This window comes from Bacillus sp. 204(2023), assembly GCF_037027505.1.
Lineage (GTDB): Bacteria > Bacillota > Bacilli > Bacillales > Bacillaceae > Bacillus > Bacillus subtilis.
In genome coordinates this window covers 575,707-601,108 of sequence record NZ_JAXCHE010000002.1, presented here as the reverse complement: position 1 = coordinate 601,108, position 25,402 = coordinate 575,707, and the positions used below count along the sequence as shown (strand labels likewise).

Sequence of the window (25,402 nt, the reverse complement as noted above, 5' to 3'; positions counted from 1 at the left end):
AATAGCGAAACCACTATCTAAAGGGGGAATTTTGGTGAAAAAAGTATTGATTGCAGGTGCAGTAGGAACAGCAGTTCTTTTCGGAACCCTTTCATCAGGTATACCAGGCTTACGCGCGGTAGACGCTCAAGTCGCAAAAGCAGCATCCCAGCTGCCTAACGGAATCGGCGGCCGTGTCTACCTGAACAGTACGGGCACCGTTTTTACAGCTAAAATCACACTTCCTGAAACTGTCAAAAACAACGACTCGGTCTCTACTCCCTATATTTATTCTGGCTTTAGGGCAACAAGCGGAACTGAAGCCGATATCGGGCTTCAGTACAGCAAACAATACAACGTCTGGAAGCCCCTCATGAAGGTTGGGTCCAAAAATGAAGAAACGTACATCGAAGGAAAAGACAAATTCACATACAATAAAGGCTTCCGCCCTGGAAGCACAGTCCAAATGACAATCTATAAAAATTTAAGCGGCAATACGCGCATGACCCTTTGGGGAACGAACAATGACGGCTACACCGGACGGATTATCACAGAAATTCAAGGAACCAACATCGGCACGATTTCAAAATGGAAAACCCTTGCTACCGCGGCTGTTTCGTATGAAAGCCAGCGTGATGCGATCAAAGCAACCTTTTCGACATCTTTTAACAACATCACAATCGACAATAAAGCCGTCACTCCTGTGGTAGATACACAGGATTTCGCAAAGGTTTCAGTTGCAGGAAATAACGTTACGATCTCTGTTAATAAATAAACGAAGCCGCAAAAATCCGCCAGCATTGTCTGGCGGTTTTCTTTGGAGCATACTGGTCATAGTTCGTTTCTTCAGCTCTTTTGTTTAAACCTAACTTTAATAAGGGTGGAAATTGGTATGAAATATGAAAAAACAAGTCTTTTTGGAATGATTTTAGTTATTGTAGCACTTCTAATATCTATATATTTTATGTGTAATACAAATGCGTTGGTACCTGCTGGATATGATCTAGCTATTCATGGAATTGTAATATCTAGAACTGTAATGATTGCTTTTACTTTGTATTTAGTTTCAAAGTTAGAATATTTTCTTCTGAATAAAAAAGATTAACTGTAGAGTTAATCTTTTTTATGTATTATACGTGTTTGTCCTTCAATTTTTATTCATCTTCCAGATTGCTTAATGAAAATAGGATACCTGCTATCCATTCACTGCACAATAAAAAGGCAGCATTAAACTGCTACCTCAAATAAAAGCTTGTCCCCATGTTTATAGTTGATTAACTTGAAATCATCAATTGTAAAATCATAAAAATCTTTCACTTCAGGATTGATCCATATCTCAGGTGCTTCAAACTGTTCTCTTTCCATTTGAATTTTCAAATTGTCGATATGACGTGTGTACACATGGCAATCCCCAATATTAAAGATATATTCACCAAGCTCATAGCCAGTGACTTGAGCAATCATGCGCTGCAACACATTGTACTGGAATACATTGAATGGATTCCCCAACGCCATGTCATTGCTCCGCGCTCTTACTTCCAGATGGAGTTTCCCTTGTTTAACGTACCATTGTGTCTCGTATACACATGGCGTTAAGGCCATTGCGTCTAGTTCATCAGGATTCCACAGCATTGTAATGTTTCTGCGTGAAGATGGATTGTTCTTCAATTGATGAAGAAGATAATCAACCTGATCTACCTTTTCTCCATTTAGATTTCTGTTTTTCTTGCCCAGCTGAAATCCATATGCATGTCCAATGGTGCCATCTTCTTGTTTCCACTGATCCCAAATATGTACGCCCATCTTATTTAAATCATTAACATTGTTCGATTTCAGCTGCCAAATCCAGAGCAACTCTTTAATCGCTGTTTTCCAGGCAACTTTTTTTGTCGTTAAAATCGGAACCTCTGAGTTGTCGAATCTCATTTGCTTACTCATTACACTTAGAGTATGTGCCGGTGTTCCATCTGAGTCCCACTTGGTTCTTACATCAAACTCTTCGTCTGAGATTCCATTATTTATAATATCCTTTATAATTGAATTGTATTGTTTATCGAATTGCGTCATGACTATTCATATCCTTCTTTCATTTTCAGTTGCTAAGCATAATTTATTACGAATGCAATATTATCGCAAATACTAAGCACTCGCAGATAAAATGAGATTCTTATTCCAATCACTGTGTGTTTAAAGAGGAGTTAATCCCCCCCCTCTTTTACACCTGTATTTCTCCATAACATAGTCTGTCACATAGCTCATAGTTACCGCCAGTTTGGTACATACACCGTTGATAACATTGTTGAGGATTATAAGAAATGGTTTGATATTGCGGCACATAAAAATTCAAATAGTTAGGTGTTTGTGTATACCAAATTGGAAATTGTCTAAACACATTAAATCCTCCAATAGCTTTTTCTGATTTAATGTATTGTATTTTACCTCAATATCAATTGTCATTTGTCCATGTGCAATTGGGCTTTCTTTAAAATAAATTCTCTCTAATTTCATTCATTTGATCATTAACAACTTTTTTATGATATTTGGCAGCGGTTTATTCCTTATATGATCTGTTTCTAACCGGTTTTGCTGTTTGTTTTTGATGTCTAACTCTAAATCCCCTTCAAAAGCAGTGTTAAAAATCACATCATAGAGCTCTTGAATCTTAACCATAACGTTCAAATATTCTTCAATGAGAAAGTCCCAGTTTACGTATACTAATCTTCTCTATACACTTTACTATTATTTTACAGTGATTGAGTGCTCTCTCTCGCTCTTAAACAGCTATCCGTTTTGTTTTTCAGAAAGTGTTTTAAACAGCCTCTTTTTACTATTCTTATTTCATTTGACCATACCATATCATTTAAACTTCATAAATTAAATTCGAATAACATAAAGGAGGAATTTAATTGGGTTATTATAAAAAATATAAAGAAGAGTATTACACTTGGAAAAAAACATATTACAAAAAGTATTACGACAATGATAAGAAGCATTATGATTGCGACAAGTATTATGATCATGATAAAAAACATTATGATTGCGACAAGTATTATGATCATGATAAAAAACATTATGATTATGATAAAAAGTATGATGACCATGATAAAAAGTATTACGATGATCACGATTATCATTACGAAAAAAAGTATTATGATGACGATGATCATTATTATGATTTTGTCGAATCATATAAAAAACATCACTAAATCTCTTAAACGTCTATTTATTCCCCGGCGACATACCGGGGGCTTTTTTATGATATTTATCGACGATACTCAGATTTTTTTGTGAAGTCTTATGTCTCATTTCATCTTATATTTTGAACTTGTCTCATGGCTGCTGTAAATTCAATTATTAATGAACACATGTCATTTAACTTGGCTTATTATTAGTGGCATTACTAGTTTTTAGTTGCCTTCCACTACTTATAAAAATTTAGATAAAAGTATTTCTTTATAGAGATGCTTGTTTCATCGACAACTCAATCCTAAAAGTGGTAAAATCGATAAAAATGTAAATATAATAAAAGGAGCATCTATATGTATATAAGTATTATAATTTTAGCATCCATGCTTTTATGGGGGGCAGTTATCCACGAGCTAAGTAAACCTTCAAAAAAGCAAAGCACCAGAAAAATTGTTTCTTTGACATCTTTAGGTTCTTTATCGACTTTAGTTATTACTATTTCACTTTTTCAAAACTTCCCTTTTTAAAATGTGTTTTTAATTAAATCCTTCTTATTAAAATATTCATTTTATACATAATATTTATATGTACCTTGGCTGAAACCTCCATTGATCAATCACACAGCATGAAGACAGCCAAGGATTTATTTTGTTTACTTAGTACCAGTTGAACCGAGTCCTCCTCTATCCTCGTTTCCCAAATGCTCGACTTCAACCAATTCAACCGCCGGCATTTTCTTCATGATTCTAAACTGGCAGATACGATCATCCTTCTTAATTTCAGTATCACGCAATGCATAAGCAGGAAAGAACCAGAAATCGTTGTCACCCTTATATGACTCATCGATAACACCCATTGAATTTGTTTGAATAACGCCAAAGTTCTTATATGTACTTGAACGAGGGACGACATGTGCTTCATAACCTTCAGGCAGCTCCATTGCAACACCTAATGGGACAAGCTTAAATTCATCTTTTTTGATTGTTACATCTTCAGCTGCCCGAAGATCAATCCAGTCTCCCTGCTCAATTTTGCTGATTCTTGTTTGTGTTTCATCTAGATACTTGATTTTAATTTGCATTGTCATGTACTAGCTCCTTTAATTTTTATTGACTATCATACAGTAAGGCTTGTTCTTGTGTCATTTTCATCAGTTATAAATTGAACGTCTTCAAAATCATTCTGTAAAGCATTGAAGTAAAGTTTTTCAATGAATTTTTTGTTTTTACAGTAAATCGAAACGTAGCTATTATCTGCTATCAAAAGGACAAGTTCGCAATCACTGTCAGCAAACTCTTCATATGTATTGACTTGATTAACCATTTTTCCATATGGAAATGCTTTCAGTTCAACGAAAATGGTATAGTACTGATTCGTTTTTAATTGTTGCTCAAAAACTGCCCCTTCAACAATTGCGTAGTCATGAAAAAGCTCCTCATCATCGAGCTCTCCTTCTACAACAAAATAAGATTCCCCACTCGTTTGCCACCTATAATTAGCTATTTCTACCGGCTGCAGTATTCTCCATAGAAAATTTCCATATTCATTCGGTATTTGAAAACTAACTCCCCTATTCATGTATACCCCTTACTTAAACGATTTTTGTGAATACGAGTTTAATTATATACTCTGATGTTAGGTTTATGGAACAAGGAATCGACTGCCTTTTCAACCGATTATCTTTTACAGAATTTTCTCAGCCCTTCTCATTTAAAAGGTTCTTCCAATGTTCATAACAACGGTAAGTATTTCCTGATTAGATTTCTCGTTATCATCTACCCTTAGAAAAAAATGTCCCAAAACAAATAATCATTTTTGTAATCTTCGGTCGCCGTACCCATTAACACCCCACTTACAAGCCTCATGTATCCCGTACTTGCTATTCGAACATTGATAAGCACCTTCTCGTATCACATGGATTTGCTGTTGAATGATTTCAAATAAAGTTGAATAAAATAAGATCGAATCATCCAACAATTAACATTTATTCTTGCGGCAATAGGTGGTATTTATAATCCATAAGAAGGAAGGAAGCGTTGATGATAAAGCTTTGCCGAGAAGTTTGGATCGAAGTCAATCTTGATGCCGTTAAAAAGAATTTGCGAGCGATTCGCCGTCATATTCCACATAAGAGCAAAATTATGGCTGTCGTAAAAGCGAACGGTTATGGTCACGGGTCTATAGAAGTGGCACGCCATGCACTGGAACACGGGGCGAGTGAGCTCGCTGTTGCCAGTGTGGAGGAAGGAATCGTTTTACGAAAAGCTGGGATTACAGCGCCTATCCTTGTGCTTGGTTTTACATCCCTTAGTTGTGTAAAGAAGTCAGCAGCTTGGAATATAACATTATCAGCATTTCAGGTTGATTGGATGAAAGAAGCAAACGAGATATTGGAAAAAGAAGCGAGTGCTAACCGGCTGGCCATTCATATTAACGTGGATACCGGCATGGGACGATTAGGTGTACGCACAAAGGAAGAACTTTTAGAAGTAGTGAAAGCCTTAAAGGCAAGTGAATTCCTCAGATGGACAGGGATTTTCACACATTTTTCGACAGCTGATGAACCGGACACAACACTCACAAAGCTGCAGCACGAAAAATTCATCAGTTTTCTCAGCTTTTTAAAAAAACAGGGGATTGAGCTGCCCACCGTGCATATGTGCAACACGGCTGCAGCTATCGCATTTCCGGAATTTAGCGCTGATATGATCCGTTTAGGTATCGGCTTATATGGTTTATATCCTTCAGCCTATATTAAACAACTAAATCTCGTTAAGCTTGAACCTGCGTTAAGTTTAAAGGCGCGCATCGCTTATGTGAAAACCATGCGTACAGAACCCCGAACCGTTAGCTATGGTGCTACATACGTCGCAGAACCTAATGAAGTAATTGCTACACTCCCGATTGGCTATGCTGACGGCTATTCTCGTGCCCTTTCCAATCGCGGGTTTGTTCTTCATCGCGGAAAACGAGTGCCAGTGGCGGGAAGAGTAACAATGGATATGATCATGGTCAGTTTAGGAGAAAACGGTGAAGGTAAACAAGGAGAAGAAGTCGTGATTTACGGTAAGCAAAAAGGAGCCGAGATTTCCGTTGATGAAGTGGCTGAAATGCTCAATACGATTAACTATGAAGTCGTGTCTACATTAAGCCGCCGCATCCCTCGTTTTTATATAAGAGATGGCGAGATTTTTAAAGTATCAACTCCAGTATTATACGTGTAGAACATCTTAAAATGCTGAATCAAAATCCCTCTACCAGAGGGATTTTGTTTTTTCTGAGACTAAAAAAATCCCTCCTATAAGAAGAGAGATTTTCAACATATTTATACCTCAATAATTGATTGTTCAGGAGTATTATGATCGTGTCGAGAACGAAAATGCGCTTCTAATTCTTCAAGTGTACGCCCCTTTGTTTCCGGCATGAATTTGTACACAAAACCGATTGCCAATACACCTAAAGCCACAAATATAAAGAATGTAAAAGACAAACCTACAGAGCTAAGCAAGATCGGGAAAGCAAAACCGATCACAAAGTTTAATATCCAAAGGAAAAAAACACTTATCCCAGAACCAAGTCCTCTTAACCTTTGAGGGAATATTTCCGCTATGACAAGCCAAGTCACAGGTCCTACACACCCTTGCATAAAGGCAAGAAATAAAACGGTCAAAGAAAGCACTACATAAGGAAGTGCCATAGATCCATCAAGCACAATTGAGAAAATCGCAATCAATAGGAGAGCTGTAGTCGTCCCCGCCAAACCAATCAATAATATTGGACGCCGTCTCACTTTTCCGACCAGCCAAATCCCAAATATAACTGCAATAACTGATATCAGCCCATTTCCAATATTAGCGATTAAAGCCGCTTTTGTACCAAAACCAGATTCTTTAAGGATTTGTGTGCCATAATACATAATCGAGTTCACACCTGTAATTTGATTCACTATGGCAACACCGATTCCAATCCATAAAAGACGGCGCAGCCATGGTGTAGAAAAGTCCTTGAGTGATGCCTTTTCTAGTGCTGTATCTTTTTCTACCGCTTCTTGAATTTCTCTACATTCAGCTTCTGCACGTTTATCTTCTCGAATTTGTTTAAGAACTCGCAGCGCCTCACTGTTTTTGCCTTTGGAGATTAGCCATCGGGGGCTTTCTGGTACCTTAAGCATACTGGCAAATAACATGATAGCCGGTACAGCACAAATGACTAGCATGTATCTCCAAACATGTCCCGTATTTGCCATTGTTACACCGAGGATCGCATTAAAAACATATGCTAAAAATTGCCCGCCAACAATCATTAGTTCATTTTGGGTTACCATACGCCCTCTCTTTTCATGCGGTGCCATTTCTGCTAAAAAGGCCGGCACCATCGCCGAGGCTCCTCCAACAGCCAGCCCCAGTAAAAAACGAAAGGCCGCCATGATGAAAACATTAGGTGCTAACGCTGTTCCCAGTGATGCCAGGAAAAATAAAAAGGAAAGATTAAGGATCATTTTACGGCGGCCATATCGATCAGCCAATCTTCCGCATAACAACGCTCCAAACGCGGCACCTAATAAAAGAATACTCGTAACAAGCCCTTCTGTAACCGGTGTTAAATCAAGCTGATCTGGCCTTGCCATAAAAGGTAAAGCTCCATTTATAACTCCGGTGTCATATCCAAAGAGAAGCCCTCCAAAAGTTGCTGAAATCATTATTAATTTCAACCTTCGATTTCGATGTTCATTCATATCCATTTCCCCTGCCTTTATTAAGAATACTTAATAAGCTCTTTCAGTGTGGATATTGAGTCAAAACTAAAGTCATCTCTATCTTAGATTTTCGCCTCTGGATTTGTAACCGTTTACATTTTTAGCCAATAGAATACCTAAGCTATTAGTTGTTATATTGTAGTAATGTTTTTGTCACATTATTGTCATTTCTCATATTATCATAATTCCAAAAGCATTTTCAGTCAATATTATTTTCAGAATTATTTATTTCCGCTATGTGGTGGTGATGTTTTGATCATCTCGTTGTGAAGTTAACCAAAGGCAATTTGAATGTTATAAGTTCCCTTGAAGTTTTCCATTCACAAAAAATGTCCATATCGTTATAATGATGATGTTTAATCGCGAAAAGAGAAAATGATAAAGAGGGAATCAATATGAAGAAGATTTTGATCAGTATGATCGCAATCGTTTTAAGTATTACTTTGGCAGCTTGCGGATCACATCACGCAGCCAAAAACCATTCAGATTCTAATGGGACGGAGCAAGTCTCTCAAGATACTCAATCTAATGAATATAATCAGACAGAACAAAAGGCCGGCACGCCTCATTCAAAAAAGCAGAAGAAATTGGTCAATGTTACATTAGATAGAGCAATAGATGGAGATACGATTAAGGTTATTTACAACGGAAAGAAAGACACAGTTCGCTACTTGCTCGTTGATACACCTGAGACGAAGAAACCAAATTCTTGTGTTCAACCATACGGTGAGGATGCGTCGAAACGAAATAAAGAATTGGTCAACAGTGGTAAGCTACAGCTGGAATTTGATAAAGGCGATCGCAGAGATAAGTATGGAAGACTGTTAGCATACGTTTATGTTGACGGCAAATCTGTTCAAGAGACATTATTGAAAGAGGGATTGGCCAGAGTAGCATATGTATATGAGCCTAACACAAAATACATAGACCAATTCAGACTAGATGAGCAAGAAGCAAAATCAGATAAACAATCAATTTGGAGTAAGAGCGGTTATGTGACGAACAGAGGATTTAATGGCTGTGTGAAATAGAAAAACACTGTTTGTTAAAAAAAGCAGCAAACCTAGCAGAATGCAGTTTCCAAATAATGAGAAAGAGATGATGGCGTGTCTAGTTTTCATTCTGCTTATCAAGCTAAAATCATGCAACTAGCCTGTAAAATTTCCGCTGTATAGTAACAATAAAAAACACCCCTTCACGTCAATGTGAGGGGGTTATTTGTGTGTAAACATCCTTCCTATTTCATCATAAATCAAGAGATCCCTCTACCGTCGTTAGCGCGGTTTCATACATCTTACCCATTGGCATTCCTAAGCTTCCCCACTTCTTGAAGTGTTCGCTGACAGAATACGGTTCCGCTCGTTCGTTTTGTCTGCTGGACACTCCAATACTGTTTAAAGGTTGCGATACCTTATTCTCACCATCTTTTCAAAAGAAGGCAGCCATGTCATCAAAGGCCTTTGATGATGATTGATCATTAATTGTTTTTCGGTTGATCTCCGGACAATAACATCATTAGTTTTTTCGAAAGCTCTTCAAAGCTGTATTGAGATCCTTTGTGTGAGTATAAATGTTCTTATACAAATCAAATAGTGTTTTATATTTTTGAACATTTTGCGCCTTTGGATAAAATGCAGCAGCCTCACGAATGAACTGCTCTGCACATTCTTCAAGTGATTCAAACCAACCGCTTCCAAAGGCAGCCAGCATTGCAGCCCCTATAGCTGGCCCTTGTTCATTTTCTAACTTAATTACCCTCGTATTGAAAATATCAGCTTGCATTTGCAGCCACGTATCATTTTTAGCTCCCCCACCAATAGAAACAACAGTATGAACTGATTTTCCCGCTTCGCGGAATAGCTCAATTGATTCATGTAAAGAGAATGTGATACCTTCCATTATTGCCCTCAAAAAGTGCTTTCTATTATGGGCTCCATCCATTCCGATCAAGCTTCCCCGAATAGAAGAATCAGCATGCGGCGTTCTTTCACCAACTAAATAAGGAGTGTATAGCAGTCCATTGGCTCCTATCGGAATAGCTTCCACCCCCTGCAATAATTGCTCAAACGATTCGTTTGGTGCAAACGTTCTTTTAAACCAGTCCAAGCTGTATCCTGCAGCGAGCGTGACGCCCATCGTATAAAAAGAATCCTTTTTTCCATGATTAAAAAAGTGGACTTTGCCTTTAAAGTCTCTTTCTTTTTCTTCTTCGTAGGAAAGTATGACCCCTGAGGTCCCAATACTGCATAAAGTTTTTCCGGAAGAAAGGATACCTGCTCCAATAGCGCCGCAAGCATTATCTGCTCCCCCAGCGTACACTTTTGTTTTTTCTAATAGCCCGGTCTTCGCGGCAACGTGCGGAAGCAGCGACCCTACACAATCATGAGATTCAACAAGCGGAGGACATATATCTGCAGAAATACCAATTTGATTGCAAATATCATTGCTCCACTCCTTGCGAGTAATATGTAAAAGTAAAGTTCCTGCTGCATCGGAGTATTCGGTGTGAATGGCACCGGTCATACGGAATCTCACGTAGTCTTTCGGAAGCAAAAACACAGCAGTTTTTTTAAAAAGTTCAGGTTCATGTTCCTTCACCCATAACATTTTAGGTAATGTAAACCCTTCTAAAACACGGTTTTTTGTGATGTCAAGAAGATGATCGCCAAATTTCTCGGTCATCCGGATACATTGAGGCGTTGTTCTGGTATCATTCCAAAGAATTGCATTACGTAACACCTGACGATCTTGGTCAAGCAGGACTAATCCATGCATTTGTCCCGAATAGCTTATCCCGTCAATATCCTTGGCTTGAACATTGGATATAGAAACCAATTCAGCCAATGCTTCAATTGTTTGCTGCACCCAGTCTTCAGGATTTTGCTCACTATATCCCGCCTTCTCTTGGATGAGCGGATACCTTTTGGACGTTTCTGCACAAACCTTGCCGTTTTGGTTAACTAAAATGGTTTTAACAGCACTCGTTCCAAGATCTATTCCAATGACATACTTCATTTTTTCACTCCTTGCCCTTTTAAAAAACCATTCACTCTAAATAAATCCTAATTATAGAAGTTACCCGTCATAACAACAAGCAATAGGAAAGGAATCATGACGGGTAATTCAGTGACTTGGTATTGATAGCAGGATCTGGAGCTTATCCTGTTATACTTCTAAAATGTATTGGTTCAATATCGCTTTTAATTTCTCCTGTCTTCCAGATTCGTTTTTAATTGATTTATGATTTAGCGCATATTGCTCAAGTGTGTGGAAATTAGCTCTTCCTTCTATAATTTCAAGACCAATCCCTTCAGTAAAGCTGCGGTAACGATGTTGAATCACATCTTCAAACACACGATCTTCGATTAATTTGTGGGCAACTTTCAATCCTCTTGCAAATGCATCCATCCCTGCAATATGGGCATATATTAGATCATCAGGCTCAAAAGAAGATCTTCTGACCTTCGCGTCAAAGTTTAATCCGCCGCTTCCTAGACCGCCATTTTGCAGGATTTCATACATTGCTAATGTCGTAGAATATAAATCCGTCGGAAATTCATCCGTGTCCCAGCCTAAAAGAGGGTGACCCTGGTTTGCGTCAACAGAGCCAAGCAGACCATGTACTCTTGCCATGCGCAATTCATGTTCGAATGTATGCCCGGCTAATGTGGCATGATTGGCTTCAAGATTTAATTTAAAATGATTGTCTAAGCCATATTGCTTCAAAAAGGCAATGGTTGTTGCTGCATCTGTATCGTATTGATGGGTGGTCGGCTCTTTTGGTTTTGGCTCAATCAAAAACTGCCCTGTGTACCCGATTTCCTTCGCATAATCCACTGCCATATGCATAAATCTAGCCAAATTATCAAGCTCAAATTTTAAATCGGTATTTAACAATGTTTCATATCCTTCACGGCCGCCCCAAAATACATAGTTCTCAGCGCCAAGCTCTTTTGCTGTTTCTAACCCTTTTTTCACTTGTGCTGCAGCATACGCAAACACATCTGCATTGCAAGAAGTCGCGGCACCATGGACGAAACGGGGATTCGTAAACATGTTTGCGGTATTCCATAATAGCTTAACGCCGCTATTTCTCATGTAATCTTTAATCATGCCTACGATCATATCTAAATTTTGGTTTGTCTCTTTTAGCGTACTGCCTTCTGGTGCAATATCCCGGTCATGAAAAGCAAAGAATGGTGCATCTAGTTTTTCAAACATCTCAAATGCTGCTTCTACTCTCATCTTCGCTAGATCCATGCCTTTATAGTGATCCCATGGTCTTTGCATCGTAGCTGCTCCAAATACGTCTGTACCATCAGCAGTAAATGTATGCCAATAGGCAATAGAAAATCGCAAATGCTCTTTCATCGTTTTTCCGCCGATTACTTCTTGAGGATTATAATATTTAAATGCTAAAGGATTAGTCGAATCTTTCCCTTCGTAAACCACTTTGTTTGCGCTTCCAAAATAGTTGATTGAACTGGAATGAGATTGAGCCATGTAATTTCCCCCTTAAAAATAAATTCATTCAAATACAGATGCATTTTATTTCATATAGTAAGTACATTACCTATTAGTTTGTTGTTTAAACAAACTAACTTATTTTCATCTTATATAACCTCATCAGTATTTTCAATATTTTTTTTAGTTTTTTATGAACACATTAGATATAATAAAGGGAAGATTCGCTATGTACTATGTTCATACTTAATTTAAAGATTAAACAAATGGAGTGGATGAAGTGGATATCGCAGATCAAACCTTTGTCAAAAAAGTAAATCAAAAGTTATTATTAAAAGAAATACTTAAAAATTCACCTATTTCAAGAGCAAAATTATCTGAAATGACTGGATTAAATAAATCAACTGTCTCATCACAGGTAAGCACGTTAATGAAAGAAAATCTGGTATTTGAAATAGGTCAAGGACAATCAAGTGGCGGAAGAAGACCTGTCATGCTTGTTTTTAATAAAAAGGCAGGATACTCCGTAGGAATAGATGTTGGTGTGGATTATATTAATGGCATTTTAACAGACCTTGAAGGAACGATCGTTCTTGATCAATACCGTCATTTGGAATCCAATTCTCCAGAAATAACGAAAGACATTTTGATTGATATGATTCATCACTTTATAACGCATATGCCCCAATCTCCATACGGGCTTATTGGTATAGGTATTTGCGTGCCTGGACTCATTGATAAAGATCAAAAAATTGTTTTCACTCCGAACTCCAACTGGAGAGATATTGACTTAAAATCTTCGATACAAGAGAAGTACAATGTGCCTGTTTTTATTGAAAATGAGGCAAATGCTGGCGCATATGGAGAGAAAGTATTTGGAGCTGCAAAAAATCACGATAACATTATTTACGTAAGTATCAGCACAGGGATAGGGATCGGTGTTATTATCAACAACCATTTATATAGAGGAGTAAGCGGCTTTTCTGGAGAAATGGGACATATGACAATAGACTTTAATGGTCCTAAATGCAGTTGCGGAAACCGAGGCTGCTGGGAATTGTATGCTTCAGAGAAGGCTTTATTAAAATCTCTTCAGACCAAAGAGAAAAAACTGTCCTATCAAGATATCATAGACCTCGCCCATCTGAATGATATCGGAACCTTAAATGCATTACAAAATTTTGGATTCTATTTAGGAATAGGCCTTACCAATATTCTAAATACTTTCAACCCACAAGCCGTAATTTTAAGAAATAGCATAATTGAATCGCATCCTATGGTTTTAAATTCAATGAGAAGTGAAGTATCGTCAAGGGTTTATTCCCAATTAGGCAATAGCTATGAATTATTGCCATCTTCCTTAGGACAGAATGCGCCGGCATTAGGAATGTCCTCCATTGTGATTGATCATTTTCTGGACATGGTTACAATGTAATTTTAATGGAATGGACAGCTCATCTTTAAAGATGAGCTTTTTTATTCTAGGAATATTTCTGAAGCAATATTGATATAGGCACCTTCTCGTATGAAAAAGGAGTTCTAAAATAGAAATCTCCTTTTTCATGTGCAAATTATTTTTCTTTATAACGAAAATATCTAAAGTCGGCCGGAATATGATTACCACTGGTATCTTGGCATTGCATCCCTACAAAGGCCCCTGTGAAGAATCCTCCCCCACGGATATAATCATCTGATAATTTTTTCGATTCCAGTGCAATGTCAATTTTGTGCCAATCTTCTTTGTTAAAAGAATAGAAATAATAATATTTGTCCTTTTCAATATTTACTCTTAAATATACATACTTTACTTCACGAGGAATAACAATTTTATTGTGTAATGGCTGTGAAAAAGAAAAGTTGTCACATATTGTTAATTCAAGAATGCGGCAAAGTTCTTCATCATGCGTGACTTGAAGAGCCGTCCAGTTCTCTGTATTGTAGTAATTCACCAATCCAGCGGCTTGTTGAAAATTTTCCGGATAAAACTCAACAGCAGTTTCGGCTTCAAAATGGAGACTTTGCCAGCGTCTGGCTACAAATGCCTGAGTAAATGTCGAGGTCAATGATTCATGACCGAATAATCGTAAATGATTTGGCGCTTGAGTCAATGAACCTAATTCATTCGTGAATGGAATCCTTAAAGTTTGAAAATTTATATTTAATGTTGAATCCTCAAATTCATCAACTTCCGGGTACGTTGCTTCAAATATTGTTTCGGGTATAGAAGGTGCATCTACCTCCAAGCTTCCTTCTTTTCCACCTACTACATAGGGCCATTCATCTTTCCAGTAAAGTTTTTGAATAGCTGTTTCTCTGCCCAAAGGACAGTATCCTCTCTGCTGAAAAATTGAATCATCGTCAGGATGAATAGGACGTCCCGTTAAATGAGCTAAATACCACTCATCTGTATGTGTTTGAACAATGGATGCATGACCACATTTTTGCAATGGATTTCCTGGGTCATGCCATGACGTTAAAATTGGATTATCGGGATGAACTTCATATGGCCCCTCAATATTTGCAGAACGGGCAATTGTAGCAGCATGTTCGTACCGTGTTCCTCCTTCTGCAGTTAATAAATAATAATAGTTCCCGATATGATAAAGATGCGGAGCTTCTGTCAGTTTTCTATCAGTTCCTTCAAATATAACTTTTGGTTTACCGATTAATTTTTGCTCTTTATCAGAATATTCCTGTATAACAATTCCTCCAAATGAGTGCCGATCAATACGGTGATCCCATAACATATTTAATAAATACTTTTTTCCATCCGTATCATGGAACAAAGAAGCATCAAACCCCGAGCTATTTAATTTAATCGGCTCACTCCAATCACCATTAATCGTTTCACAAGTAACTAAATAATTGTGACAATCTTTCCATGCGCCATCTACTACCTTAACATCCGTATAGATCAGCCAAAACTTCCCATCACTATAGCTTAAACATGGTGCCCAAACCCCACCTGAATTTGGATTTCCTTTCATGTCTAATTGTGAAACTCTCTGTAATGGATGTGCAACTAAGTGCCAATTTACTAAATCTTTTGAGTGGTGTATCTGGACTCCCGGAAACCACTCAAATGTAGATACAGCGATATAATAATCCTCTCCTGCCCTACAAATACTTGGATCGGGATTGAATCCTTTGAGTACTGGATTGGTAATCTTCATTTGGGACTCCTCCTCAGTTTATTTTCTTTTTTAAGCCTTGAAATCATCAATATGATCCAAATAAACTTTGTCTCTATTCTCTAATTCTCGAACCATGTTTTTATATTTTTTCTCATCTAAGTTATAGAAATTAATATCAATTAAAGCTAGAACAAGCAAGAACACGGGAATAATGGTTGTTGTAATTAAAATCCCCATTAATGCCGTCGGGGTTTGTGCCTGATTTGCTACATATCCAAACTTATCAAGAACCAGACCCGGAACAACTCCTCCTAAGGCCATACCAAACTTAAAGAAAAATCCGATTATAGCGTAAATGAGCCCACCCATTCTTTTCCCAGTCCTGTACTCTCCATATTCAATTGTTTCAGGAATAAGCGCCCACATATATCCCCCGGCAGTGAGACTTCCAGCAGCTGCGATTAATCGGCAGACAAGTATGAGGTAAACATTACTTGGCGGAACAAACAGTAAAGCTAAGAGGCCGATAATATTCAGTAATAATGCATAGTTTAGTAATTTCTTTTTCCCCAAAAATTGATGAAGCCTTGGAATAAACGGTAAAATGACCAAAGCGGGCAAACTTCCTATCAAACCGTACCACTTCACCAAATCCTCTCTTTCTAAGTTATACGTTACGTAGTAAATGCCAACCGAATTACTGATGGAATTCACTCCAAAAATAATAATAAAGAAAATACTTAATACAACAAGTGGACGATTAACACGAAACTGCTCAAATATATCCGTAAATTTAATTTTCTCTTCGGATTTTTGAAGAGTGACCCGCTCTTTTGTGCTTTTAAAACAAAAGATTAAAAGGCACCCGCCTATCATTCCCAAAATACCCATGGTTAGTTGCCAGCCAAGAGACTCGTTGCCGGACGTATCGCTTAAATAAGCAGCCAGTAAGGGAACAAAAAATGCAACGACAAGTCCCCCAAGATTCGCAAATAACATGCGAACAGAAGTTATACTAACAACTTCTTGATTATTTCTAGTCATTGCAGAAGTTAACGCGCCATATGGAACGTTTATCGTTGTGTATGTAAGCGACAAGCCAACATAGGTTATATAGGCATATATTAATTTCCCCATATCCGAAAAGTCTGGTGTTGTAAAACAGAGTATTGCCAGTATGACAAATGGAAAAGCTCCGAATAAAAGATACGGTCTAAAGCGTCCAAATCTGCTGTTCGTTCTGTCAACTATTGTTCCGATAAAAGGATCAGCGAGAGCGTCAATTATTCTAACCACTAAAAACATAGTACCGGCTGCTGCTGCCGATAAACCAAAAACATCTGTATAGAAGAACAAAAGATACGTAGACACTGTTGCATAAATTAAATTACAAGCAAAATCTCCAGACGCATATCCAACTTTTTCAACCATGCTAATCTTCTTTACATTTTCACTGAGCATGATTTCTCCCCTTTTCGATCCTTTAATATGGAACAGTGTGAAACGGTATAACAATTTCTCGAATGTACGGTCAGTAAACGTTTATAAAAGCGCTTTCAAAACAGTGCAAAAAAATATGGTGATCAGCAAGCAAAAAATTCATCTTTTTTCGTCATACCTTATATACCTGGAAAAGGATAAAAGCCTCATTCTTTCGTTTTTTATATTGTTTAGCTCCATTAAATCGATCCTCTTATCCCCCTTCCATCCATATTAGTAAGACCTTATCTTGTGGACAATGAAAGTTCATCTCATTAGTTTGTTGATCGAACAAACTAACTTGATTTAATATTATAAAATCCTTTCGACTTTTTCAACATCTTTTTCAGAAAGTTTAAACAGGCGAGATTTTAAAACTCTAAAAACCCTGAAGATCATTTTTACAATCTCCACTTTAAAAGAATGCTTTCATCTAAAAAGCCTTTTGTATTACTTAAAAAAATCGGTTCCATTTGTTGTAATAAGTGTATAGAATTTTAAATTCATAGTATACTTCATTCCCCCAAGTTCTCCAACCAAAAGCAGTCTATTCAGATCTGCTCCTTAGTGTTTTCTTCTTTTAACTTTTTGTTTAGCTTAAACCCAATTAAGACATTGACAATCGCTGCTGGAAAATATAAAATTCCTGCACCCATTATTCCCAGGGCAGTACTTGAACTCACTATAAATGCCTGCATTTCTGTGTTTCTTGACTTCAGGCTAAGTAATACTAGGATACCGGCTAAAACCCCTATAAGTCGTGCAATACCTGAAAATAAAGAAATCTGTTAGGACTCCAAATAATTGTCCAATAATTGATAGCAAAATCCCGAAAAAGCTGGATAATAAAACTAATTTTTTCATGGTGGTATTCCCCTCCTTTTGATGCGTGAATGCCGATGTTGTGGAATGAAAAAGAGCATTTAGTTTAATGCTCTTTTTGCTTTTGGTATCCGACAGTCATATACAAAGAAATTTATGTATTTAACTTTTCATCATTTTTAAAAGTTCTTCCTATTCCTTTTGTAACCTGCATAGAGGCCGCCAAAAATAACTATAATATTACAAATCCAAATAAAAAAATTCAAGTCAATTCCCCCAATTAAAAATAACACTTCTTATGCTCTCGGATTAATTAAACAATCTGAATATTCACTCTGCTTGTTTCAGCAGCCTTTACTTATTGTGAACGGTGTAAACACATTATTTAAATCAAATTTAAATTCGCAGAAATATTGAGTCCCAGAACCAATAAATTAACGCAGCAATAATGCTCATAATGTAATACCCAAAGCTTCTGAATACGGTAAGAGCATTTGACGGATAATCAACAAACCAGAAAAAAAACACAGCTAAAAAGGCTACTGCAGCATAAATTAACAAATTGATCAAACTGAATTTTCTGGGCCTTCTTCTTAGTAATTTTTGCAAAGGAATAGCAAATAATAAGTAAGTGATAAATGAGTAGAATGCTATGATTCCTATTGTGATTAATGCGATCGCCATAAAACCTGAATAAACAAACATATACAAGCCAAAGATTAGACCATATGATAAGCTTGAAAATACCAATGTATAAGCGTAACTGCCTAACGGTTTATATAACCACAAAATGGTACCTCCGCTATTCTTTAAATTTTAAACTCCAAATAACAAAGTCCCTCCTATAAACCAGAAAAAAGGAAATGGAAACATAATTGCATTTAAGACAATCCTATACAGCACACCGTTTATTTGTCTTTATTGAAACGAACGCTAAAATGATTCCTATAGGGGAAAGTAATAGTGGAAAAAACACCGGCATTCCTTGCCATGGAATTGACATAACTCCTGTAAAAAAATTAATAATTAAGATAGCTGAGATAATTGGAATCGTGATTAAAAAAATAGCTGGTAGCTTTTCTAATATTCATATTGAAAGCAAGTCTCCGTTCTCCTTAAAATTGTAGTTTTATTTAGTCTTGAGAAAGTTTGTCAAAATCTCTTTCTTTCATTTCAGGCAGAGTTATATCAATCCCTAACATTTTATTAATACTTGTACGTAGCTTTTTATTGCAAGCATATTAAATAGGAAATCGAAATCAAATTCCTCTTTAACGCTTAGAATATCCATTGCATACGAACAGTTATGCTTCATACCCAAAAGATCATCATTAAAGCTTAATACATCTTTATACGACTGATCAGATAACTCAAAGTGAGTAGCTAAATAAACACTAATATGTTTTCCACCTTGAGAATCAAAATCTACTAATCTTTCATCATGAATGCTTCTTCAACATTGTCTAGATCCTCCTTAAAATCACTTTAAAACTACTGTTCTACTTAGAAATTAAACATCTTGGTCGCATTTTTCATTCTTCCGCCATGGAATAGTATTTCGGCGAGTTATTGCAACAGGTATTAATAGTAGAGTACCGACAGTAAGCAACATAAAAAAGATCACAAACAGCGCACCTGTTCCCGGAACAATTTCTTCATAGGTAATAAAGCGCTCCTTCCCCTGCAGGACGAAGAACCGAGAATTTTCGAGAAAGACCAGATGAAAAGCGATAGACGTCCATAAGCTTCCTGTTACAATACGCAGGAGTTGAAGGATGCATCCAAAAGTCAACAATAAAACGATGTAATCTAATGTGATAGCAGGTGATTCAATTCCAACTATATATTGCAAAACACTTACAATTATTGGTGCAAGCACAAACAGGATTGGTTGTAGGAGTAAGGCCATAAAACAGTTCCAACGCTTATTTAGAGCATAGTACACCGTCCCACGAAAAGTTAATTCCTCTGGATAAGCTTCATAAAAGAATGCAATAATCATATTTAAGAGCAATGCTGTCACTAAATGGACAGAGAAGTGGAATTGCGTAACTTTGATCCAGCCTAATAAATGGGCGATAGCGAAACCAGACCCGGATAATACAATCACATATATTGCTCCTATTATGGCTTTCGGAATGGCTTGCCGCCACCCAGACAGTCCTATAGAATAAAAGGGTCTACTAGACATCCGTTTAAGAAGAATATAGAGCAACGGGACAGTTATTAATGTGACTAAACCTGCTTGGATGCCTTGCTTCAAAAGCTTGGAAGCTCCTGCTTGGCTAGCCAGTGAACCGACTAAAGTAGCAAAAAACAAAGCAAATACGAATGTTCCCCAACTGAGCAAGACAGTTCCTAACCATTTATGATGATTGTCTTGTTTTCCGCTTTTGGTGAGATGAATTTGCATTTGGATACCCCTCTCACATCATTCATATTAACCACTATAAGCCCTACTATCACTATACGTTCTATAGCTGTTATGGTTTCAAATTCCTGCATTACCCCTCTTACAATTCCACTCTTCCTCTAAAATAGCGTAATAATATTCATCCCACCATTCATTGCCTTTCGGAATACATTTTTTAAAAAATCCTTCTCTTCTCATTCCGATCTTCTCCATAACTCGGTATGAAGGAATATTCTCAGGTTGACACGTAGCTATAATCCTATGTAAGTTCATTTCTTTAAATCCATATTCCAAGATAGCTTGGGCTGCCTCAGAAGCATACCCTTTATTTTGATAATTGGGATTAAACACCCACCCAATTTCGTATGTATGTTCACCAAAATACTTATAAAAAACAATATGGCCTATAAGAAAGTCTTCATCTGTTAGTATGACAGGGAATTTTTCAGCGTTATCACCTTTGTTTTTACTTACAAATGCCTTTGCATCTTCTTTAGTAAAAACCCCTTCAGGTATATACTTCATTACATTACTATCAGATGTATACTCATATACAGCTTGCCAATCTTTGAATTCAAATTCACGTATCAATAACCTTTTTGTTGTTATGTGCATTAAAGTAACTCCCCTCATGCTTACTTGATCTTTATTTCGATATTAAGACAACAATAACCTCTTTAAAACTATCCTTATTCAACAATATTGCCTCTTGCTAGAACAACTCAAGGATTTCTGACTATGAAGAAGCAAAGGAATATGATTCTCCAAAATAATTCCCTTACCCTTCTCTTAATTTAACAGGAGGCTTTTTTGTTTTTTAATATAACATTAGTCTTCCATATTCATTTAAATATGATAAAATATTACATATTTAATATAGGAGGGCTTGTGTTGGAGCAAATGATCTCTTCTTCTAAAGTTTGTGGATTTGCGACGCATCTCAAATAGTCTCGATAGCAATTCTTTGTTAAATTCAAGTCCCTCATAGACTAGAAGATCTAAATATATAACTCCTAATTCACCATTTAATACAGAAAGAATTAAATATGACTTTCATACAAACTGGTTAAGGCAACTTATCATCCCTATTTCCCTGAATTCCCCAACCTTGTTGATCCCCTTAAGGGAAAACTAAATGTAAAACAAATTCATCGACTTTTTCTTTAAAAAACCATTCACATTTTTACGTTTAAGCAGCGTTCTCCTTTTTACAGGAAAGAATCATTCCGTCTGAACATTACGATATACATATAGTATCCGAATGATATGGCGAAGGGCGGAGGTTATGGTGAAAACGAGTATTATTGTTCTGACTTATAATCAATTAGCTTTAACAAAACAATGCTTGGAGAGCATATGGAAGCATACGAATAATGACTGTATAGAAGTAATTGTTATAGATAACGGCTCTCATGACGGTACACGTGACTACCTCAAACAGATAACTTCAATTAAGGCGATTTTTAATAAAACGAACGAAGGCTTCGCAAAAGCCTGTAATCAGGGCCTTGAAGTTGCCTCAGGGGACAATATTCTTTTTTTAAACAATGATACTGTTGTAACAAATCAATGGCTGGAGCCAATGATCAAGCTGCTTTATCAGGATGATAAAATCGGTATGGTCGGGCCTGTAAGCAATTATGTCAGCGGTCCGCAACAAGTTCCCGTTAACTATACAAAAGTTGAAGAAATTGAAGATTTTTCTCGTCTTTACTGTCTGCAGCAGCGAGGCAGGTCAAAAGCTGTATTGAGACTGGTCGGATTTTGCCTGCTTGTCAAAAAGAAGGTGTTGGATCAAGTCGGCGGTTTTGATGAACGTTTTGTAGGCGGTTCATTTGAGGACGATGATTTAAGCCTTCGCGTACTGCAAGCGGGGTATCAGCTAAAAATCGCTCTTGATTCGTTTGTCCACCATCACGGTCATGCCACGTTTACAGGCAATCCAGATTTAAGCATCAGTCAATTATATGAAGAAAACCGGCAACGCTTCATCGATAAATGGAAGGTGGATGTAACAACATTCTTTGACTCCCAGCCCCAGCTGACAGCACTTGTGCCAGCGGAAGCCGACTCTATATTACATATCGGTTGCGGCACGGGAGCTGCGGGGACAGAGCTTTTGAACCGGCAATCCTGTTTATTGTATGGGATTGAAAAGGATGAGTTATTACAGACCATTGCAAGCCCCTATTACGAACAAGTCATTTCGGCAGATGTGGAAACATGCGACCTCCCTTACCCTAAGGCCTTTTTCGATGTCATTTTGATCGGTGACCTTTTAAACTGCTCGAAAAATCCCAGACATACAATTGAGACTCTTGCCGTTTATCTAAAGCCATCTGGCTCGCTGATTTGCAGCATCCCAAATACTGCCTATGCAGATACATTTTTCTCTTTATTATGTGGTGCATCGACGTACACACATTTCATCACACCTCGCAACGTAAATACCCTATTTCCTGAATATCTTTATGACATAAAATCCATCACCTCCCATTCCTCCGGTACTGAATTAAACATACAGCTCTTTTTACAAGAACTTCAATTCCTTGCCGGGCAATTTGGTTTGTCTATGGATCACTTGTCAAAACATGCCCATATTGATTACATGTTTGTCCATGCCATAAAGAAAAAACAGAATAAAACGGAGGTGGCGATGTGATTTCAATCAGTTTATGCATGATTGTAAAAAATGAAGAGGCTGTTATTGGCCGATGCTTAGATTCTGTGCAGGAGATAGCTGATGAGATCAATATTGTGGATACCGGGTCAGGTGACAAGACGAAAGACATTGCTGCTCGCTATACAGACAGAATCTTTGATTTTAAATGGATTGACGATTTTGCGGCAGCCCGAAATTTTTCGTTTCAGCAGGCGACATCCGACTATATCTTATGGCTTGACGCCGACGACGTGTTTACCAAGAAGGATCAAGAGCTGTTATTGGATTTAAAAAGAACGCTTGACCCGGATATAGACGCGGTCTCAATGAAATACCATTTGGCTTTTGATGAAGAAAATAACGTCACATCCAGCTTAAGGAGATACCGGCTCGTAAAACGGGAAAAGAGCTTTAAATGGATCGGCGCGGTTCATGAATACCTAGAAGTATATGGGAAACTTCACCACAGTGATGCAGCGGTTTCTCACCTGCCACTTAGCCATGACGCGGATCGCAACCTCCGAATTTATGAAAAAATGGCCTCGTCAGGAAAGGATTTTTCTCCAAGAGATTTATTTTACTATGCGAACGAGTTGTGTGATCACGGAAAAATGGAGCAAGCGATTGAGTATTATTTACGGTTTTTACAAACGAAGCAGGGATGGGTCGAGGATAATATCAGAGCGTGCAATAAATTAGCAGACTGCTATCATTCATTGGGGCTGAAGGAAAAAGAATTAAGCTGGGTGCTCCACACGCTCGTCTACGGACCGCCTAGAGCAGAAACCTGCTGCAGGCTGGGATACTCTTTTTTAGAAAAAAACGATTTTCAAAGTGCTGTCTATTGGTATGAAAAAGCAATAGAAAACAAAGGAGCAGAAAACCTGGCTTTTCAAAACCGCGCCTGCGCGACCTGGCTTCCCCACCTGCAATTAGCCGTCTGCTACGATAAACTCGGCCAACATCAGCTTGCCTATCAGCATAATGAATCGGCATTACAATACCGTCCCCATGATTCAAGAATGCTAGCCAACAAAAAATATTTTGAAGATATCCTTCAGCAGCAAGCTAGCTCCGGAGGTGAACAGCATGGAAAGCAATAAAAGGTCACTAGCTGAGTCTATGAAAGAGTATCAGCTAAAAGATAAAGAGTATTACAAAGGCATCAACTGGAAACTGTTTGATCTGGTAGAACCGCATGCGAAAACCATTCTTGAAGTCGGATGTGCTGAAGGCTTGTTTGGCGCAGCTGTGAAGGAAAAAACGAATTGCTCCTATTACGGGATCGAGTCTTATCCACCAGCTGCCGAAAAAGCAACACATTATATTGACGAAGTAATAACGGGAGACATTGAAACACTGAAGCTGCCTTTTCAAAAAAACACATTTGATCACATTATCTTCGGTGATGTTCTGGAGCACTTAATAGACCCGTGGGCAGTTTTAGGTAACATCAAACCTTATATAAAAGAAACAGGGAGTATCTTGGCAAGCATCCCGAATATCGGACATATCTCGATTTTCGAAAGTCTGCTGTCCGGCAAATGGACGTATACACAGGCAGGGCTGCTCGATAAAACACACTTCCGTTTTTTCACCTTGGAGGAAATGAAAAAGATGTTTCATGAAACAGGCTACAAGATCAGCCAAATCGAGCCTATTGTTTTTACGACTCATTATTATGAAAAAATGATCAGCAAACTTGCTTATGTCAGATCATGCATGGGAATTCACCATGCAGATCTTGAGGAGGAGGCCAGAGCCTATCAATATGTCATAAAGGCAGAGAAAAGATGAATCAGCATACAAATGAAAATTCAATTAGCTTTATTACATGCGTGAATGACGATACCCTTTATGATCTCTGTCTAAGACATATTCAGTCTCTTTCTGTACCGCCGCATATGAAGGTAAAATTAATCAATATCCGAGACGCAGACAGTATGGCGTCCGGCTACCAGACGGCAATGGAGGACTCTGACTCAAAATATAAAGTGTATTTACATCAGGACACATTTATCATCAATCGTTCCTTTATTTATGATATTCTCCATGTCTTTCAGCAGAATGATCAGCTTGGCATGATAGGCGTCATAGGAGCTGAAGAAGTGCCGCAAAGCGGCATTTGGTGGGAGGCTTCTAAAAAAGCCGGAAAAGTCATTGAATACCGCAGCACGTACAACTATTTATTGTTTGATGAAATTGATGAAACTGTGAAAACAGTTCAAGCATTAGACGGTTTATTGCTGGCGACTCAGTACGATGTTCCATGGCGAAAAGAGATTTTTGACGGGTGGCATTTATACGATACTTCTCAATGCTTTGAGTTTAGAAAAAAAGGATATACTATCGGCATCCCTCATCAGAAAGAGCCATGGGTTTTACATGCATGCGGCAATGAGTTTGATACAGACCAGTATTCTTATTACCTTAAAAAATTTTTGGAGGAATATTCCGAGACATGTTAAGGTTTCAATACCACGACAAAGAAACCTACTGTTTAAAAG

22 protein-coding genes and 3 pseudogenes are annotated in these 25,402 nt (G+C 37.6%); 10 read left to right on the top strand and 15 right to left on the bottom strand.

Features of this window, described 5'->3' with window-relative positions; translation table 11 throughout:
* Window positions 1–31: 31 nt before the first annotated feature.
* Both WA279_RS07165 and WA279_RS07160 read left to right on the top strand, forming a co-directional pair.
* Complete coding sequence (locus WA279_RS07165) at window positions 32–754, top strand: YrpD family protein (protein ID WP_335389033.1); 723 nt, start codon at window positions 32–34, stop codon at window positions 752–754.
* Window positions 755–796: 42 nt separating this feature from the next.
* The gene (locus tag WA279_RS07160; RefSeq protein WP_336154815.1) at window positions 797–1,084 is read left to right on the top strand and encodes a hypothetical protein; all 288 of its coding nucleotides are present in this window, start codon (window positions 797–799) and stop codon (window positions 1,082–1,084) included.
* 122 nt (window positions 1,085–1,206) lie between these two features.
* Here the strand turns inward: WA279_RS07160 and WA279_RS07155 are convergent, their stop codons facing one another.
* Both WA279_RS07155 and WA279_RS07150 read right to left on the bottom strand, forming a co-directional pair.
* Window positions 1,207–2,046, bottom strand: a complete 840-nt coding sequence (locus WA279_RS07155) for a thymidylate synthase (RefSeq protein WP_335389032.1) — start codon at window positions 2,044–2,046, stop codon at window positions 1,207–1,209.
* Window positions 2,047–2,322: 276 nt separating this feature from the next.
* Window positions 2,323–2,487: a hypothetical protein gene (locus tag WA279_RS07150; protein ID WP_139327911.1), complete on the bottom strand. Its 165-nt coding sequence runs from the start codon at window positions 2,485–2,487 to the stop codon at window positions 2,323–2,325.
* A 398-nt stretch (window positions 2,488–2,885) separates the two neighbouring features.
* Between WA279_RS07150 and WA279_RS07145 the strand changes: the two genes are divergently transcribed.
* Entirely contained in the window at window positions 2,886–3,185 is a 300-nt protein-coding gene (locus WA279_RS07145) for a hypothetical protein (protein WP_336154811.1), read from the top strand.
* Window positions 3,186–3,817: 632 nt separating this feature from the next.
* Here the strand turns inward: WA279_RS07145 and dutA are convergent.
* Together dutA and WA279_RS07135 are read right to left on the bottom strand one after the other, a co-directional pair.
* Window positions 3,818–4,252 carry a dUTP diphosphatase DutA gene (dutA, locus tag WA279_RS07140; RefSeq protein ID WP_133953858.1) on the bottom strand — a complete coding sequence of 145 codons (435 nt, stop codon included), beginning with the start codon at window positions 4,250–4,252 and terminating at the stop codon, window positions 3,818–3,820.
* 29 nt (window positions 4,253–4,281) lie between these two features.
* Window positions 4,282–4,743 (bottom strand): DUF2691 family protein, encoded by a 462-nt coding sequence (locus tag WA279_RS07135; RefSeq protein WP_021479222.1) that lies wholly within the window; start codon window positions 4,741–4,743, stop codon window positions 4,282–4,284.
* A gap of 461 nt (window positions 4,744–5,204) precedes the next feature.
* Between WA279_RS07135 and alr the strand changes: the two genes are divergently transcribed.
* On the top strand, window positions 5,205–6,389 hold the full coding sequence (alr, locus tag WA279_RS07130) for an alanine racemase (protein ID WP_327829754.1): 1,185 nt from the start codon (window positions 5,205–5,207) through the stop codon (window positions 6,387–6,389).
* Between the two features lie 101 nt (window positions 6,390–6,490).
* On the opposite strand, the gene WA279_RS07125 is transcribed toward alr, so the two are convergent.
* A complete protein-coding gene (locus tag WA279_RS07125) occupies window positions 6,491–7,906 on the bottom strand; it encodes a sugar porter family MFS transporter (RefSeq protein ID WP_336154808.1) in 1,416 nt (471 codons plus the stop codon).
* A gap of 410 nt (window positions 7,907–8,316) precedes the next feature.
* Here WA279_RS07125 and yncB point away from each other — a divergent pair, with 410 nt between their 5' ends.
* A complete protein-coding gene (yncB, locus tag WA279_RS07120; RefSeq protein ID WP_336154807.1) occupies window positions 8,317–8,952 on the top strand; it encodes an endonuclease YncB in 636 nt (211 codons plus the stop codon).
* A gap of 214 nt (window positions 8,953–9,166) precedes the next feature.
* On the opposite strand, the pseudogene WA279_RS07115 reads toward yncB, so the two are convergent.
* From WA279_RS07115 to xylA, 3 genes and pseudogenes are all read right to left on the bottom strand, one after another.
* A pseudogene (locus WA279_RS07115) lies at window positions 9,167–9,332 on the bottom strand (glycoside hydrolase family 11 protein); the annotation flags it as partial.
* Between the two features lie 104 nt (window positions 9,333–9,436).
* Window positions 9,437–10,936 carry a xylulokinase gene (xylB, locus tag WA279_RS07110; protein WP_336154805.1) on the bottom strand — a complete coding sequence of 500 codons (1,500 nt, stop codon included), beginning with the start codon at window positions 10,934–10,936 and terminating at the stop codon, window positions 9,437–9,439.
* Window positions 10,937–11,086: 150 nt separating this feature from the next.
* Window positions 11,087–12,424 carry a xylose isomerase gene (gene xylA, locus WA279_RS07105; protein WP_015383743.1) on the bottom strand — a complete coding sequence of 446 codons (1,338 nt, stop codon included), beginning with the start codon at window positions 12,422–12,424 and terminating at the stop codon, window positions 11,087–11,089.
* A 241-nt stretch (window positions 12,425–12,665) separates the two neighbouring features.
* Between xylA and xylR the strand changes: the two genes are divergently transcribed.
* Window positions 12,666–13,820, top strand: a complete 1,155-nt coding sequence (xylR, locus tag WA279_RS07100; protein ID WP_336154804.1) for a transcriptional repressor XylR — start codon at window positions 12,666–12,668, stop codon at window positions 13,818–13,820.
* Window positions 13,821–13,956: 136 nt separating this feature from the next.
* On the opposite strand, the gene xynB is transcribed toward xylR, so the two are convergent.
* The 7 genes and pseudogenes from xynB to WA279_RS07065 all read right to left on the bottom strand — a co-directional run bounded on the left by xynB (window position 13,957) and on the right by WA279_RS07065 (window position 20,848).
* Window positions 13,957–15,558 carry a xylan 1,4-beta-xylosidase gene (gene xynB, locus WA279_RS07095; protein ID WP_336154802.1) on the bottom strand — a complete coding sequence of 534 codons (1,602 nt, stop codon included), beginning with the start codon at window positions 15,556–15,558 and terminating at the stop codon, window positions 13,957–13,959.
* 30 nt (window positions 15,559–15,588) lie between these two features.
* Window positions 15,589–16,980 carry an MFS transporter gene (locus WA279_RS07090; protein ID WP_032725796.1) on the bottom strand — a complete coding sequence of 464 codons (1,392 nt, stop codon included), beginning with the start codon at window positions 16,978–16,980 and terminating at the stop codon, window positions 15,589–15,591.
* A gap of 1,236 nt (window positions 16,981–18,216) precedes the next feature.
* On the bottom strand, window positions 18,217–18,612 hold the full coding sequence (locus WA279_RS07085; protein WP_336154845.1) for a UPF0715 family protein: 396 nt from the start codon (window positions 18,610–18,612) through the stop codon (window positions 18,217–18,219).
* Between the two features lie 24 nt (window positions 18,613–18,636).
* A pseudogene (locus WA279_RS07080) lies at window positions 18,637–18,911 on the bottom strand (hypothetical protein).
* A 42-nt stretch (window positions 18,912–18,953) separates the two neighbouring features.
* Window positions 18,954–19,267 (bottom strand): annotated as a pseudogene (locus WA279_RS07075) (hypothetical protein).
* Window positions 19,268–19,330: 63 nt separating this feature from the next.
* Window positions 19,331–20,233: a CPBP family intramembrane glutamic endopeptidase gene (locus WA279_RS07070; RefSeq protein WP_335389026.1), complete on the bottom strand. Its 903-nt coding sequence runs from the start codon at window positions 20,231–20,233 to the stop codon at window positions 19,331–19,333.
* A 78-nt stretch (window positions 20,234–20,311) separates the two neighbouring features.
* Entirely contained in the window at window positions 20,312–20,848 is a 537-nt protein-coding gene (locus WA279_RS07065; RefSeq protein WP_335389025.1) for a GNAT family N-acetyltransferase, read from the bottom strand.
* A 670-nt stretch (window positions 20,849–21,518) separates the two neighbouring features.
* On the opposite strand from WA279_RS07065, the gene WA279_RS07060 reads away from it, so the two are divergent.
* Genes WA279_RS07060 through WA279_RS07045 form a run of 4 tightly spaced genes read left to right on the top strand, consistent with a single transcriptional unit; the run spans window position 21,519 to window position 25,363 of the window.
* Window positions 21,519–22,895, top strand: coding sequence for a glycosyltransferase (locus WA279_RS07060; protein WP_336154799.1), 1,377 nt, complete (start codon window positions 21,519–21,521; stop codon window positions 22,893–22,895).
* A complete protein-coding gene (locus WA279_RS07055; protein ID WP_336154798.1) occupies window positions 22,892–23,998 on the top strand; it encodes a tetratricopeptide repeat-containing glycosyltransferase family 2 protein in 1,107 nt (368 codons plus the stop codon). Before WA279_RS07060 ends, WA279_RS07055 begins: the two co-directional genes overlap by 4 nt.
* Window positions 23,985–24,692 carry a class I SAM-dependent methyltransferase gene (locus WA279_RS07050; RefSeq protein WP_336154796.1) on the top strand — a complete coding sequence of 236 codons (708 nt, stop codon included), beginning with the start codon at window positions 23,985–23,987 and terminating at the stop codon, window positions 24,690–24,692. Before WA279_RS07055 ends, WA279_RS07050 begins: the two co-directional genes overlap by 14 nt.
* Window positions 24,689–25,363 (top strand): glycosyltransferase family protein, encoded by a 675-nt coding sequence (locus tag WA279_RS07045; protein ID WP_335389023.1) that lies wholly within the window; start codon window positions 24,689–24,691, stop codon window positions 25,361–25,363. Before WA279_RS07050 ends, WA279_RS07045 begins: the two co-directional genes overlap by 4 nt.
* Window positions 25,364–25,402 lie beyond the last annotated feature (39 nt).